Annotated in this window: 12 protein-coding genes; 5 read left to right on the top strand and 7 right to left on the bottom strand. The window is 68.5% G+C overall.

Features of this window, described 5'->3' with window-relative positions; all coding sequences use genetic code 11:
* Positions 1–61 precede the first annotated feature (61 nt).
* Positions 62–1,711 (bottom strand): class I adenylate-forming enzyme family protein, encoded by a 1,650-nt coding sequence (locus ACZ5IK_RS20985; protein WP_465489164.1) that lies wholly within the window; start codon positions 1,709–1,711, stop codon positions 62–64.
* 104 nt (positions 1,712–1,815) lie between these two features.
* Between ACZ5IK_RS20985 and ACZ5IK_RS20980 the strand changes: the two genes are divergently transcribed.
* Complete coding sequence (locus ACZ5IK_RS20980; RefSeq protein ID WP_020633598.1) at positions 1,816–2,988, top strand: acyl-CoA dehydrogenase family protein; 1,173 nt, start codon at positions 1,816–1,818, stop codon at positions 2,986–2,988.
* Positions 2,989–3,198: 210 nt separating this feature from the next.
* Positions 3,199–3,627, top strand: coding sequence for a hypothetical protein (locus tag ACZ5IK_RS20975; protein WP_465489163.1), 429 nt, complete (start codon positions 3,199–3,201; stop codon positions 3,625–3,627).
* Here ACZ5IK_RS20975 and ACZ5IK_RS20970 read toward each other — a convergent pair.
* Positions 3,575–4,030, bottom strand: a complete 456-nt coding sequence (locus tag ACZ5IK_RS20970; protein ID WP_465489196.1) for a hypothetical protein — start codon at positions 4,028–4,030, stop codon at positions 3,575–3,577. The genes ACZ5IK_RS20975 and ACZ5IK_RS20970 overlap by 53 nt on opposite strands.
* A gap of 223 nt (positions 4,031–4,253) precedes the next feature.
* Between ACZ5IK_RS20970 and ACZ5IK_RS20965 the strand changes: the two genes are divergently transcribed.
* On the top strand, positions 4,254–4,679 hold the full coding sequence (locus ACZ5IK_RS20965; protein WP_101612423.1) for a DoxX family protein: 426 nt from the start codon (positions 4,254–4,256) through the stop codon (positions 4,677–4,679).
* Between the two features lie 68 nt (positions 4,680–4,747).
* Here the strand turns inward: ACZ5IK_RS20965 and ACZ5IK_RS20960 are convergent, their stop codons facing one another.
* The 3 genes from ACZ5IK_RS20960 to ACZ5IK_RS20950 all read right to left on the bottom strand — a co-directional run bounded on the left by ACZ5IK_RS20960 (position 4,748) and on the right by ACZ5IK_RS20950 (position 8,412).
* A complete protein-coding gene (locus ACZ5IK_RS20960) occupies positions 4,748–5,455 on the bottom strand; it encodes a TIGR03089 family protein (protein WP_465489162.1) in 708 nt (235 codons plus the stop codon).
* Between the two features lie 9 nt (positions 5,456–5,464).
* Entirely contained in the window at positions 5,465–6,775 is a 1,311-nt protein-coding gene (locus ACZ5IK_RS20955; protein WP_465489161.1) for an LCP family protein, read from the bottom strand.
* 89 nt (positions 6,776–6,864) lie between these two features.
* Entirely contained in the window at positions 6,865–8,412 is a 1,548-nt protein-coding gene (locus ACZ5IK_RS20950) for an LCP family protein (RefSeq protein WP_465489160.1), read from the bottom strand.
* A gap of 150 nt (positions 8,413–8,562) precedes the next feature.
* On the opposite strand from ACZ5IK_RS20950, the gene rfbB reads away from it, so the two are divergent.
* A complete protein-coding gene (gene rfbB / locus ACZ5IK_RS20945) occupies positions 8,563–9,546 on the top strand; it encodes a dTDP-glucose 4,6-dehydratase (RefSeq protein WP_465489159.1) in 984 nt (327 codons plus the stop codon).
* A 3-nt stretch (positions 9,547–9,549) separates the two neighbouring features.
* Positions 9,550–10,422 carry a dTDP-4-dehydrorhamnose reductase gene (gene rfbD / locus ACZ5IK_RS20940; RefSeq protein ID WP_465489158.1) on the top strand — a complete coding sequence of 291 codons (873 nt, stop codon included), beginning with the start codon at positions 9,550–9,552 and terminating at the stop codon, positions 10,420–10,422.
* A gap of 78 nt (positions 10,423–10,500) precedes the next feature.
* On the opposite strand, the gene ACZ5IK_RS20935 is transcribed toward rfbD, so the two are convergent.
* Together ACZ5IK_RS20935 and ACZ5IK_RS20930 are read right to left on the bottom strand one after the other, a co-directional pair.
* Positions 10,501–11,589, bottom strand: coding sequence for a glycosyltransferase family 4 protein (locus ACZ5IK_RS20935; RefSeq protein WP_465489157.1), 1,089 nt, complete (start codon positions 11,587–11,589; stop codon positions 10,501–10,503).
* Positions 11,582–14,095: a glycosyltransferase gene (locus ACZ5IK_RS20930; RefSeq protein ID WP_465489156.1), complete on the bottom strand. Its 2,514-nt coding sequence runs from the start codon at positions 14,093–14,095 to the stop codon at positions 11,582–11,584. The genes ACZ5IK_RS20935 and ACZ5IK_RS20930 overlap by 8 nt, the downstream gene beginning before the upstream one ends.
* Positions 14,096–14,105 lie beyond the last annotated feature (10 nt).

The following is a 14,105-nucleotide window of genomic DNA, read 5'->3' as shown; positions in this document are numbered from 1 at the left end:
GTCCTCTAGTTGCGGTAGTTCGACGACGAACCACCGCAACTAGAGGACGAAACGCGTGGGGTCAGTCGGCGAGTTGCTTCCGCAGTTCCCGTTTGAGTACCTTCCCGGCGGCCGAGACCGGGATCTGGTCGACGAAGTGGATCGCCCGCAGTCGTTTGTAGGGCAGGACTCGGGCGCCGACGGCCTCCAAGAGTTGCTCCGCGGTGACGTTCTCGTCGTCGCGGACCACGAACGCGACCGGCAGCTCGCCGACCTCGGTGTCCGGCTTCCCGACGACGGCCGCCGCGGAGACGCCGGGCAGGGTGATCAGCAGCTCCTCCAGCTCGCGCGGGAAAACGTTGTATCCCTTGTAGAGCAGCATGTCCTTCTTGCGGTCCACAATGGACAGGTAGCCGTCCTCGTCGAGGATGCCGATGTCGCCGGTGTGCAGCCAGCCGTCGACGAGCGCGGCCGCGGACTCCTCGGGCCGGTTGAGATAACCGGCCATCACCTGCGGGCCACGCAGGCACACCTCGCCGCGTTCCCCGGCGGGCAAGGGATCCTCGCTGCCTTCGGCCGGGACGATCTTGATCTCGGTGTCGGGGATCGGCAGACCGACCGAGCCGACCTTGCGGACGGCGGAGCGATAAGACGGCGCGATGACGGCGCCCATGGTGACCTCGGTGAGGCCGTAGCCCTCGATGACGAGCACGCAGGGGAAGCGGTTCTGCAGCGCGCGGATCATCTCGTGGTTCATCGGCGCCGCCCCGGAACCGATGGTCAGTACCGAAGACAGGTCCGCTGTGTGAAACTCGGGGCAGGCGAGCAGCGCGGCGAACAGCGCGGGCGCGCCGCCGATGGTGGTGACCCGCAGCATCTCGGCGTCGGCCACGTACGCGGCCGGGTCGAAGCGGTCGTGCAGGACGATGGTGCCGCCGTCGAGCAGCGGGACGTTGAGCGCGGCGATGGTGCCCATGGCGTGGAACCACGGTGTCAGGTTGAGCGCGATGCCGGTGCCGATTCGGGACGGCCACTCCTCCGGACCGCCGAGCTGCTCGACGATCACCTCGCCCGAGTCGTCGACAGCGGGGATCGCGCCCAGTCGCCAGCAGGAACTCTGCAGGCTGTTGACCACGACGTTCCGGTGCGGCAGGCGGACACCTTTCGAGCGTCCGGTGGTGCCGCCCGTGTACGCCAGATGGGCGAGATCGCGGTAGATGTCGATCTCCACGTCCGGTCGCTCGTCGGAGTGACCGGAGTGGAACTCCGTGAACTCGACCTCTCCCTGGCCCAGGGCTTCGGGTGGGTGAACGACGATGCTCAGCCGGACCGAGGTCCGGTCACGGACCGAAGCGAGCACCCGCGCGACCGGGCCGACGGTGACGGCGGCGACCGCCCCGGCGTCGGCCAGCTGGAAGGCGAGATCCTCGGGCGGGAGCAGGGGGTTCGCCGGGCTGAAGGTGGCCCCCGCGAGCAGCGTCCCGTAGTACGCGACTGGGTACGCCAGGCAGTTCGGCAGGTGGAGCGCGACGACGTCGCCCCGTCCGATGCCTTCGGCACGCAGGGCGTTCGCGAACCGGCAGGCCGCGCTATACGTCTCGGCGAAGGTGAGGCTCTGCTCTCCGTGGGCGAAGGCCGTGCGGGCGCCCCAGCGGGCAGCGGCGCCTGCCAGCACCGAGCCGACCGGGACCTCGGGATAGTCGAGCGACCGGGGGAACGGGGTGAGCTGCATCACTCGAACGTACGGACTTTGCGGTCAAAGACACAAGCGCTCGCGATGTCGCACAATGTGAACGAGCGCTAACATCGGTCGAACTCTCATTCGCGTTAGAAGAGGTGACAAAGGTGTCTGACGGCCCGGGTCTGTACCAGCTTGCCGAGGAGCACGAAGAGCTGCGGGCCGCGGTCCGTGCCTTGGCGGAAAAGGAAATCGAGCCGTACGCGGCCGAGGTCGACGAGGACGAGCGCTACCCGATCGAGGCGTACAACGCCCTGGTCAAGTCGGGTTTCAACGCCGTCCACATCGAAGAGGCCTACGACGGCCAGGGTGCGGACGCCATCGCCGCCTGCATCGTGATCGAAGAGGTCGCGCGTGTCGACGCGTCGGCGTCGCTGATCCCGGCGGTGAACAAGCTGGGCACCGTGCCGATCATCCTTTCGGCGTCGGAAGACCTCAAGAAGCTGGTGCTGCCGTCGATCGCCTCGGGCGAGACCTCGGCGTCGTACGCGCTCTCGGAGCGCGAAGCCGGCTCGGACACCGCGTCGATGCGCACCCGCGCGAAGCTCGACGGCGACCACTGGGTGCTGAACGGCACCAAGTGCTGGATCACCAACGCGGGTGAATCCTCCTGGTACACCGTGATGGCCGTGACCGACCCCAACGCCGAGAAGAAGGCCAACGGCATCTCCGCGTTCGTCGTGCACAAGGACGACCCCGGCTTCACCGTCGGCTCGAAGGAGCGGAAGCTCGGCATCAAGGGTTCGCCGACCCGCGAGATCCACTTCGAGAACTGCACCATCCCGGCCGACCGCATCATCGGCGAGCCCGGCACCGGCCTGAAGACCGCGCTGCGCACCCTCGACCACACGCGCCCGACCATCGGCGCGCAGGCGCTGGGCATCGCGCAGGGCGCTCTCGACGCGTCGATCGCGTACGTCAAGGAGCGCAAGCAGTTCGGCAAGTCGATCTCGGAGTTCCAGGGCGTCCAGTTCATGCTGGCCGACATGGGCATCAAGATCGAGGCCGCCCGGAACCTCGTTTACGCCTCCGCCGCGGCGACCGAGCGTGGCGACAAGCGCGGCGGTTACATGGCCGCGGCGGCGAAGGCCTACGCGTCGGACATCGCGATGTCGGTGACGACGGACGCCGTGCAGCTCTTCGGTGGCGCGGGCTACACGCGCGACTTTCCGGTGGAGCGCATGATGCGCGACGCGAAGATCACGCAGATCTACGAAGGCACCAACCAGATCCAGCGCATGGTCATGGCCCGCGCCCTGCTCAAGGGCTGATCCCTTTCATCGCGTGAAGGCCCCCTTCCCTCGGCTCAGCCGCGTGAAGGGGGCCTTCACGCGCTTGGCGCCCCTCCGCGTTTAGTCCTCTAGTTGCGGTAGTTGCGTGTGCAAGGACCGCAACTAGAGGACTAGACGCGGGAGGTGTGGGCCGGTGAGATGCTTCACGGAAGTACGGCGATCATGGGCCGACGGTGTCACTCTCGAAGGATGTTCTGGTCCGCACCGGTGTCGTGGACACCGCACGACGAGGCCGAGCTGATCGCCGGCTGGCGGTTGTGGCTCGAGCTCGGGGATCGTATGTGGCCGTCGGCCTCGTGGGACGGGACGGCGGCCGACGTCGTCAAACCGCTGCGCGAGCTGGTCGCGGCCTGCGACGAGATCGAGACGGGCTACCGCAAGGCCGTCGAGGAGCCCTCCGACGAGTTCATCCGGATCATCCAGTTCCTCGTGTGGACCGTCAGCACGGTGATCGAGCTGTGGGCCGACGACGAGGTCCCGCTCGACGCCGAGCGGATCGCGTTGCTGCACGCGGATCTGGCCGGTTTCGCCGAGCAGGCCGAGCGGGTGCTCGCGGTGCTGGCCGTCAGCGGGGGCTGGACGGGTCTGGCCGCGGAGCATCGGCGGCCGGATCGCTGAGCGATTCCGGTTTCTCGACCCATGCGAACCGTGAGCCCGCGAGGTGGTCGTCCAGCGGACGGTCCAGCGAGAGCAGGGTCACCGGGCTGCCGAACGGGTCTTCGCCCTGCGCGATCCCGTAGCCGACCTCGACCACGGACTCTTCTTTCTCGTCGGACTCGACGTCGTGCCGGGTGACGCCGTTGTCGATCGACCACGTGCCGCCGAGGGTGCGGTGGAACTTCAAAGCCAGTTCGCCGGGCGTGAACGCCGCCCACGTGTAGCGCGACACGGTGAACTCGGTGCTCCAGCTCGACCAGTAGAGCCATCCGGAGCCGTCGCCGCGGAACGCCAGTTCGGCGGACTCGACATCGCTCGGATACAGCATGCGGTCCGACCAGAGGCCGATCAGACGTTCATCCATCACCCAGGAGATTGTGCCCGCCGGGCGTACCGGGCGACGGCGCCGTACGGGGGAATGACCTCCGCGACCTTCCACAGAGGACATGCCGCCGACCGTGTCCGGTTCCTGTCGGGTACCTGTCGGGTACCTGTCGATCACGCTCCGGAGGTGCCGCCGGAGGCGTTCGGTGCCCTACCGTGATCCGGGTAAGTTGAATATTCACCGACCAGAAAGCTGATACCCGATGTTCGCTCGTTTCAAGGATGTCGCCCTCCTGCTGGGCCGGATCGGTGTCGGTGTGGTCTTCCTCGCACACGGCCTGCAGAAGTGGGAAAACGGGATCGACGGCACCGCGAAGTTCTTCGAGCAGACAGGCATCCCGCTGCCGACGCTCGCTGCGATCTTCGCGATCGCGGTGGAGATCGTCGGAGCCATCTTGTTCATCGTCGGTTTCCTGACGCCGCTGGTGGGTCTCGGCTTCGTCGTGGTCTCCGTCGGTGCTCTGCTCTCGGTGCACCTCGACAACGGCCTGACCGGTCAGGGCGGTTACGAACTCGTCCTCATCCTGGCGGTGGCGGGGCTCGCGCTCGGCTTCAATGCCGGAAAACTGTCGCTCGACCACGTGCTCTTCGGACGCAAGCGTGAGGCGAAGCAGCTTCAGGACGCCTGACCTCGCGCGGATGTCATGAAAGGGGCTTTCCTGACGAAATTCGTCAGGAAAGCCCCTTTCATGACACTTCAGGAGGGAAGATCCGCCGTCGTCCGCTCGGCTTCGCGCCGGGAAGCGAGTTTGGCCGGATCCGCGTCGGTGACCTGGACCAGATGCGCACCGGCCGCGAGCGGCGTCAGGAAACCCGAGAGAATCCCTTCCTCGCCCGCCCACTCCACAGTGGACAGAACGCGGTCGTCGGCCGACAGTCCCAGGCCGGAGGCGCGGGAACGGGCTTCGGTGAGCACTTCATCCACTGTGGACGAACCCAGCGCCGGAGTGTCGCCGGGAATGGGGGACAGCGGGCTGAACTGGTCACCCGAAAGCCTGGCCTCGGTCAGGTAGTCCAGGGCGCCGTCGGGCACGGAACCGGCGGGCAGTCCGAGACCCATCGGGTGCAGCGAGACGACGGCCGTCGCGGCCGCGCCGGACTCGCCGCCCGGGACGACGAACGCCACCCGCGCGCCCGCGGTCTCCGTCACCACCCTGGCGCCGCACCACCACGCGCCCAGCAGTACACCGGCGGTCTGCCAATGCGACGGCAGCACCACGGCGACCTCGTCGCCCGGTTCGACGTCGAACTCGTCGACCAGCCAGTTCGCCGTTTTGGCGGCCCAGTTCACCGTGGTCGCCACGGACAGTTCGACGCGGCTGCCCTGCTTGTCGTCATAGTGCGTGATCAGCGGTTTCGCGGGCGACCCGAGCACGGGCCGCAGCAGCAGTTCGGTGAGGCTCACGCCTCCACGCTAGTTCACGCAGGGAACGCTCGACGCGGCGAGAGCCGCACCGGGGGCGCTGCCACCGCCGCCGCGGCCCACCAGCCCGGACACGAAGGTCCGCACGGCGGCGGGGTCGATCTCGACGATGCTCTGCCCGTCCGCGCTGCGGCCGTTGATGTTGATCACCGGGATGGTCGTGAACGTCAGGTCGCCCGACGCGATCCCCTTCGCCTGCTGCGCGAACTCCAGCAGGTCCAGTCCTTCGTCCAGGACGATCGACCGGCGCACGACGTCCATCAGGCCGCTCATCGTCGACGGGCTGGTCAGCGTGCCCGCCGAGAGCACCTGGTTCAGCGCCGAGGACAGGAAGGTCTGCTGCCGCACGATGCGGTCGAGGTCGCCGCGCGGCAGGTTCTTCCGTTGCCGCACGAAGGAAAGCGCCTCGCCGCCCGAGACGGTCTGTTCGCCGCGCCGGAAGTTCGCGCCGGAGTCCTTGTCCTCGGTGGAGTGGTTCAGGCAGACCTTGACGCCGCCCAGTGCCTCGGTCAGTAGGTAGAACCCGAGCAGGTTGACCTCGGCGTAGTGGTCGATGCGGATCTGCGTCAGGTCCTGAACGGTCTGGACCAGTGCCTTGCGGCCTTCCTGGTCGGAATCGCGTTCGAGTTTCGCCTGGTCGCGCTCGCCGCGGTGCGCGTTCGCGTAGTTGGCCTTCGCGACCCCGTACGCCGAATTGACCTTGTTCGGCCCGCGGCCGGGGATGTCGGTCCACGTGTCGCGCGGGATCGAGACGCCGGACGGCTTCGCGCCGTTCTTCGGGATGCGCAGGATGATGATGGTGTCGGTGTTGACGCCCGGCTTCTCTTCGGTGCGCAGTTCCTTGAGGACCTTGAGCGGCAGCGGATTGCCCTGCGCGTCGGTGCGGGCGTCGCTGCCGACCAGGAGGATGTCGTTCGCGCCGTCGTCGGCGGGTGGCGCGGCGGGGTCGTCCGGCTTGCTCAGCGCGTTCGTCGTGGGGACGTTGTTCTGCAGCTGGTCCTTGGTGACGTAGGCGTAGCCCGTCGTGCCGAGTGCGAGCAGCGAAACGAGGCCGACCGCGATCCGGCGGGTGATCCGGCCGGCGCGGCGCAGCGGGCGTTCGGGCAGGGCGAGTACACCCGAGACCGCTTCGTCCTCGGGCGGGACGGACGGCTGGGGGAGGGGGTTCCGCGGGTACGGCGTCGGGACGAACCGGGACTTTTCGTCACTCTCGGTGTCCGAATCGGTGTCTTCTTCCGGCTTCGGTTCCTCGGTGTCCAAATGCTCAAAATGTTCATCGAGGTCCTTGTCCTCGCTGCCCATCCCTGTTCACCTCCCCTGACGCTGCCTCTGGTCCGATCGTAGGAGAAGGCTAGGCCACCGGTAGGGCGGCCACGCTGAGTACCCGGACATTAATTGACGCAGGGCACATTGCCCGCGACGATCGGCGTCGTGGTGGGCGCCGCCGGAGCGCTGGAGGGCGGCTGAGCCGGCTGCGAGGGGGGCGACGTCTTCGACGGGGCCGTGGTCGCGCCGCCAGGGCCGGCGGAGGCGCCCTTGAAGTCCTTGCCGAGCAGGACCCGCACCTTGCCGGGGGCGACGTCGCGATCCGCCTCGGCCTGGATCGTGGTGCCGAAGACCTGCTTGATCAGGGCCAGCGCGTCTTCGTCGCCCGGCGCGTAGCGGATCACCGTGGAGTTGCGGGTGCTGAGCTTGCTGTCGGGCGCCAGTTTGAAACCCTTGCCCTGTAAGAGGTTCCGTGTCTCGGTGGCCAGGGCGGGGGAGCCGGAACCGTCGAACAGTTCGACGGTCACCGCTTCCGCGCCCGGCAGCTTCGCCGGGGTCTCGGTGGGCGCCGTCTGCCCGTCGGAGGTCAGGCGGGTGACCTCGGCCTGCACCTGCGCCGGGTCCACCCGGAGCACGGCGGCGCCGCCGATGGTCGCGTCGCCCTGGGTCGGGATCGTGTGGAACTCGACGTTGCCGCTGGTCAGCCCGCGCATCTGGGCGGCGAACTCCGGCAGGTCCCAGCCCGCCGACAGCACGACCGACTTCTTCACCGCGGCGATCAGGTCCGAGATCTTCGCCGGATTGATCAGGACGTCGGAGGAGAGGACTTTGTTCGCCAGCCCGGACAGGAAGGCCTGCTGCCGCGCGATCCGGTCCAGGTCACCATTCTGCAGGTCGTACCGCTGACGGACGAACGCGAGCGCCTGGACGCCCTCGACGGACTGCCGCCCGGCGGGCAGGTCGACGCCGGACTTCTTCTCCTTGACCGGGCCGTTGAGGCAGACCTCGACGCCGCCGATCGCCTTGGTGATCTCGTAGAAGCTCGACAGGTTCACCTCGGCGTACCGGTCGATCATCTTCGGCTTGCCGATGAACTGCTCGAGCGTCGCGATCAGGTTCTTGCGGCCGGCGTCCTTGGCCTTGGCGTCGACGTCCTTGAGGTTCGAATTGCCCTGCTGCTGCAGCGTCTTCGACGTGTCGTTGTAGGCGTACACGTACGCGCTGTTGAGCTTGTGCTTGCCGAAGCCGCCGGTGATCTCGACCCACGAGTCGCGGGGGAAGGAGATCGCGACCGCCTTCTTACCGTTCTGGGGGATGTGCACCAGGATCATCGTGTCGGTCTGGCGCTCGCCGTCGGAGATGCCGGCGTGCAGCATGTCGAGGACCTCGCGCGGCAGCGGGTTGCCCTGCGCGTCGGTGCGGCTGTCCTGGCCGACGAGCAGGATGTCGATCGCGCCGTCCAGCGGTTTCGCGGGCGGGTGGCCGTTGTCTTCGAAGATGTTCGTGGTGGCGAAGCCCTGCGACGGGTCGCCGATGAACTGCCAGCCCCACCAGGTCAGCGCCAGGATCGTGATCGAGACCAGGCTGAACACGACCTTCACCCCACGGCGGGCGAACACCACGACGCCGCCGCCACGGCGCGCCGCGATGGGTGGCCCGGGCCACTCGGTCACGTGCGGTCCTCCACGAATCTCCCCAGGGCACACTCGTGCCTCGCCGGTAACTCTACTGACCCTCGTGTTAGACGTCCGTAGGCTGGTGAAAGGTTGCCCCGGTCGTGACACACTCGGCTGGTCCGGAAGTCGTAAAAGGAGGATCACGGGATGCGGGTGCTGGTCACCGGAGGTGCCGGTTTCATCGGTTCGCATTACGTCCGACAGGTGCTGACGGGTGCGTATCCCAGCCTTGCCGACGCCGAAGTGGTCGTGCTCGACAAGCTGACTTACGCGGGCAACGAAGCGAACCTGGAGCCGGTGAGCAAGAGCCCGCGCTACCGCTTCGAAAAGGGCGACATCTGTGACGCCGCCCTGGTCAGTGAGCTGATGCGGGGCATCGATCTGGTCGTGCATTTCGCCGCGGAGTCCCATGTGGACCGTTCGATCGCCGGGGCCGCCGACTTCGTGCTGACCAACGTGCTCGGCACGCAGACCCTGTTGCAGGCCGCGCTCGAGGCCGAGGTCGGGAAGTTCGTCCACGTCTCCACCGACGAGGTCTACGGCTCGATCGACGAGGGATCCTGGGCCGAAGACCACGCGCTGGAGCCGAATTCGCCGTATTCGGCGTCGAAGGCGTCCTCGGATCTGTTGGCACGGTCCTTCTTCCGCACCCACGGTCTGCCCGTCTGTGTCACGAGGTGCTCGAACAACTACGGTCCGTACCAATTCCCCGAGAAGGTCATCCCCCTCTTCGTGACCAACCTGCTCGACGGCAAGAAGGTCCCGCTCTACGGTGACGGCCTGAACGTGCGTGACTGGCTGCACGTGGACGATCACTGCCGCGGCATCCAGCTCGTCGCCGACGGCGGCAGGCCGGGCGAGGTCTACAACATCGGCGGCGGCACGGAACTGACCAACCGCGAGCTGACCGAGCTGCTGCTCTCCGCCGTCGGAGCCGGGTGGGAGAGCGTCGAGCCGGTCGAGGACCGCAAGGGGCACGATCGCCGGTACTCGGTCGACATCACCAAGATCTCGCAGGAACTCGGCTACGCGCCGCAGAAGTCCTTTGAGGACGGTTTGGCCGACACGGTCGCCTGGTACAGCGGAAACCGGCAGTGGTGGGAGTCGCTGAAGAACCGTGCGGGGGCGTGACGAGTGCTGAGCGTTCTCGTACCGGGCGGATCCGGCCAGCTGGGACAGGACATCGCGGCGCTGGTATCCGATGCCGCGACACCGTCTTCGTCCGAGCTGAACGTGCGCGACACCGGCCAGGTCATCGCCGCGGTGACCGAACTGGCGGACCGGGCGCGGGAGGCCGGGACGTCGCCGGTGGTGATCAACGCGGCGGCCTACACCGCGGTGGACGCGGCGGAAACCGATGAGGAGCGGGCGTTCGCGGTGAACGCCGACGGCCCCCGGGTGCTCGCCGCGGCGTGCTCGTCGCGCGGGGTGCCGCTCATCCACGTGTCGACGGACTATGTCTTCGCAGGGGACGCGACTTCGCCGTACGAGACCGGCGATCCGCTGGGGCCGCTCAACGCGTACGGCCGGACGAAGGCGGCCGGTGAGGACGCGGTTCTCGGATCGGGGGCCCGGTCCTGGATCGTGCGGACGTCTTGGGTATACGGCAAGACCGGGTCGAACTTCGTGAAGACCATGGCGCGCCTGGAGAAAGAACGCGAAGAACTGTCCGTTGTGGACGATCAGACCGGCGCGCCGACCTGGTCCCGCGATCTCGCCGCCGGGCTGCTGGAACTGGCCGGTCGCGTTGCCGCCGGTGAGGGGCCGTCGCAGCGGGTGCTGCATTGCACGGGTGGCGGGTCGACGACGTGGTGCGGGTTCGCGCGGGCGATCTTCGCGGAACTCGGCGCGGATCCGGCGCGGGTGAAGCCCTGTACGACGGCGGAGTTCCCGCGTCCAGCGGCGCGTCCGGCGTACGGGGTGCTGTCGAACGCTTCATGGCGCGAAGCCGGTCTCACGCCGCTTCGGGACTGGCATGACGCGCTGAAGTCCTACTTCGCTTCCTGACCCCTCACGCGTTTCGTCCTCTAGTTGCGGTACTTGCGCATGCAACTACCGCAACTAGAGGACGAAACGCGGAGGGGGTCAGTGCGTGGTGCTCGCCTTGCGGTAGGCGGCGACGGTGAGTTCGGCGCACGCGCGCCAGGTGAAGTTCGCGACGTGGGCGCGGCGCGTGGCCGAGGTGGCGACGGCGTGCGGGTCGCTGACGGCGACCCGCAGTGCCTTCACGAGACCGTCGACGTCCTCGTAGGGGACCAGGCTCGCGCAGTTCCCGGCGACTTCGCGCAGCGCCGGGATGTCCGTGCACACCACGGGCACGTCCGACGCCATCGCTTCCAGCACCGGGAGCCCGAAACCCTCGTCGCGCGACGGCAGCACCAGCGCACTCGCCCCGGCGACGACCCGCCGCAGGTTCACGTCCGACAGGTAGCCCACGTGCCGCGAACGTGAGCCCACCGAGAACGAACCGGGGCCGACGAACACCAGTTCCGGCAGATCCGGCGCGGCCTCGTGGGCCTGCTGCAGCCAGTGCAGGCCCTTGCGGGGGCCGGGGGCGCCGGCGAAGAGCAGGTACTTGTCCGGCAGGCCGAGTTCCTTCCGGCGTTCCTTGTCCGGCGGGCGCGCGGTGAACCAGGCCGGGTTCACCCCGAGCGGGGTGACCACGATCTTGCGGCGGTCCACGTCGAGCCGTTCGGCGACCTGGTCGGCGACGGCGTTCGTGGGCGTGCAGATCACGTCGGAGAGCCGGGCGCCCCGGCGGACCAGTTGCGGGAGTTCGTGATCGCTCGGCGCGAGTTCCTCGGGAGCGTCCAAAAAGGCCAGATCGTGGATCGTCACCACACCCGCCGCGCGGAACCGGCCTGGCAGCACGAAGTTGGTGCCGTGCACGACGTCCGTCGGCCCGGCGAACAGTTCCACCGGCGGTAGCTGCGACCGCAGCCACGTCTTGCGCAGCAACCGTGCGGACACCGGCATCCCGCGGGCCCGGACGCCGTGCGGGAGCACGTGCCGCAGCCGTCGCCAGCCGCGCAAGGTGAACGCCACCGCGCGAGTGTCCACTTCGGACATCGAAGCGAGCTCTTCGGACAGTGCGACCGTGTACCGGCCGATACCGGTCCTGGCACCGAGGAGCGGGGTCCCGTCGAGCAGGACGCGCAAGGGGCGATCAGCCACGGCCGAGCCTCTGCTTGGCGACCTTGAGCACCCGGCCGCCGACGCGCCGCACGAGTTCCTTCGGGCCGCCGTCGGCGAGGTACTCGCGGATCAGGTCGGCGTCGCGGCGCAGCATTTCCTTGCCCCGCACCGGCGCGGTGACCACGAGGTCCGCCGAGCCGGGCAACCGGTCGGCGGCGGGCCGCGGGTTCCGGCAGAACTCCACCAGCGGCTTCAGCGCTTCCGGCCAGGCGTAGCGCTGGGCGACGGCGGCCATCCGCTCGACGCAACCCGCCGCGAACTCCTCGTCGTACAACGCCTTTTCCAGCGCGTCCGCCAGCGCGTCCACGTTTTCGGCCGGGACGACGACGCCGAGCCGTTCCTCGCGGACCAGATCGGCGAACGAGTCGCCGTCGGTGGTGACGATCGGCAGGCCCGCCCACAGGTAGTCCAGCACCCGCGTGCGGAACGCGAACGTCGTCTCGACGTGTTCGTAATGCGTGGTGACGCCGCAGTTCGCGTCCAGCAGCCAGTTCTGGCGCTCCTCGTACGGCACCCACTGCTGGTTGAAGAACACGTGCTTGCCGGTGAGCCCGAGCGTCTCGGACAGCAGCATCGTGCGCGCGCCGATGTCCATCTCGGTGACCTCGGGGTTGGGATGCTTCATCCCGAGGAACACCAGGCGGACGTCACCGCGGCGCTGCCGCAGCCGGTCGATCGCCCGGACCAGGGTGAGCGGGTCGAACCAGCTGTAGACCCCGCCCGCCCACAGCACGACGTGATCGGTTTCCCCGATGCCGTCCAAAGTGGACCGGAGGCCGGGGCCGGTGCGAACCGGCGCTTGCGGCGAGAGGCCGAACGGGACGATCGAGAGCAGCGACTGGGTGGTCGGATCGGCGTCGTACAGCCGCGGCGAGAGCCTGCCCATCGCGGCGAGGTGCCCGAGCCAGAAGTGGCGCTGCCGTTCCGACGCGCACAGGAAGAAGTCGCCGCGTTCCAGCTGCGCGTCGAGGACCTTGGTGACGCCGATGAGGTCGAGCGCGCGTTTGTCGTCGGGGACGCCCTTGCCCTGTTCGAGCAGTTCCAGGTGCATCGGGTCGTACAGGTCCGCGACCACGATCTTGTGCGCGTACTGCTTCTTGAGCGAGGGCGCGAGTTCCAGCACGTGGCCCTGCAGGACGACGATGTCGGCCCAGGCGATCGGTGCTTCCAGCTCGCGCCGGGTCGCCGCGCTGACCCGGAACGGCGCGGGCGGCGGGTCGGCGAGGGGGTTCACCGTCACCAGGTGGACGTCGTGCTCGGCGGCCAGGGTCGCGGAGATGTTCCACGCGCGGATCGCCGGGCCGGCCATCCGTTCGGTGATCGCGTCGCCGGTGATCACCAGTACCTTGCGGCGCTGGCCGAAGATCGCGTCGATGCCGAACGTCTCGACCAGGATTTCGTGCGCCGCGAGGTAGCGCGGCAGCGGGTACGCGGGCTCCAAGGCCTTGCGCAGCAAGGGAAGCAGATCGGCGTCGGTGCGGACGCGGGCGGCCTGCTCGGCCGCGCGGGACTCGGCGAGCGACGGCAGCAACTCGACGAACTGGTCGATCGCCAGTACGCCGGCCAACGTCGTCCGCGGTACCTCGATCGGGCCGGTTTCGGCCGGGCCGACGCCCTGGGCGAGGTCGAACTGCGTGGCGTCCAGGTCGCCGCGCGCCGTCGCCCGGCGGACGGCCAGCGCCAGTGCGGCGGGCAGCGCGCGCGAGAGCGTCTCGTCGGAGAGGTTCTTGTACAGCGCGGCCAAAGCGTTGCGCTCCAGCAGGAACGTCTCGCGGCCCGAATCGGGTGCGTCCACTGTGGACATCGTGGCGTGGTGCTTGTGATAGGTCAGCGACTCCGGCACGTACCGCACGCGCCAGCCGCGCAGGTTCAGCCGCCAGCCGAGGTCGACGTCCTCGTAGAACATGAAGAACCGCTCGTCGAACCCGCCGAGCTCGGCGAACACCCCGGCGCGGACGAACATCGCCGAACCGGTCGCGAACAGGACGTCCTTGGCGATCTCGTGCTCGGCGGCGGGGACGTCGGCCAGCGGGCTGCCCGCGTGGCGTTTGTAGCCCATGCCGAACCAGGTCAGGCCCGCGTCGACGAAGTCGGTGCCGGTGCCGTCCCAGTCGAGGACCTTGCTGGCCACCGCGGCGACCGTCGGCTGCGTGCGCAGTTCGGCGACGGCCGCGCCGACCCAGCCGGGCGCCGGGCGGGCGTCGTTGTTGAGGAAGGCGAGGACGGTGCCGGTGGCGTGCTCCGCACCGAGGTTGCAGCCGCCCGCGAAACCGGAGTTCACCGGGGACTCGACGAGCTTGACGCCCGGAGCGGCGGCCTTGATCTCGGCCACGTCGTTGCCGCCCGAGGCGTTGTCGACGCAGATGACCTCGAGGTTCGGGTAATCGTGTTCAGCGAGCGCGCGCAGGCAGGTGACGGTGTCGGCGGCTCCTCGATAGTTCACCACGACCACCGAGACGACCGGTTGCGTTTCCCCCTGCGCCAAAGTCGTGCTC

Source organism: Amycolatopsis sp. NPDC031561 (genome assembly GCF_055580625.1).
The sequence above is the reverse complement of the archived record's forward strand: the minus strand, read 5'-3'. Positions and strand labels throughout refer to the sequence as shown.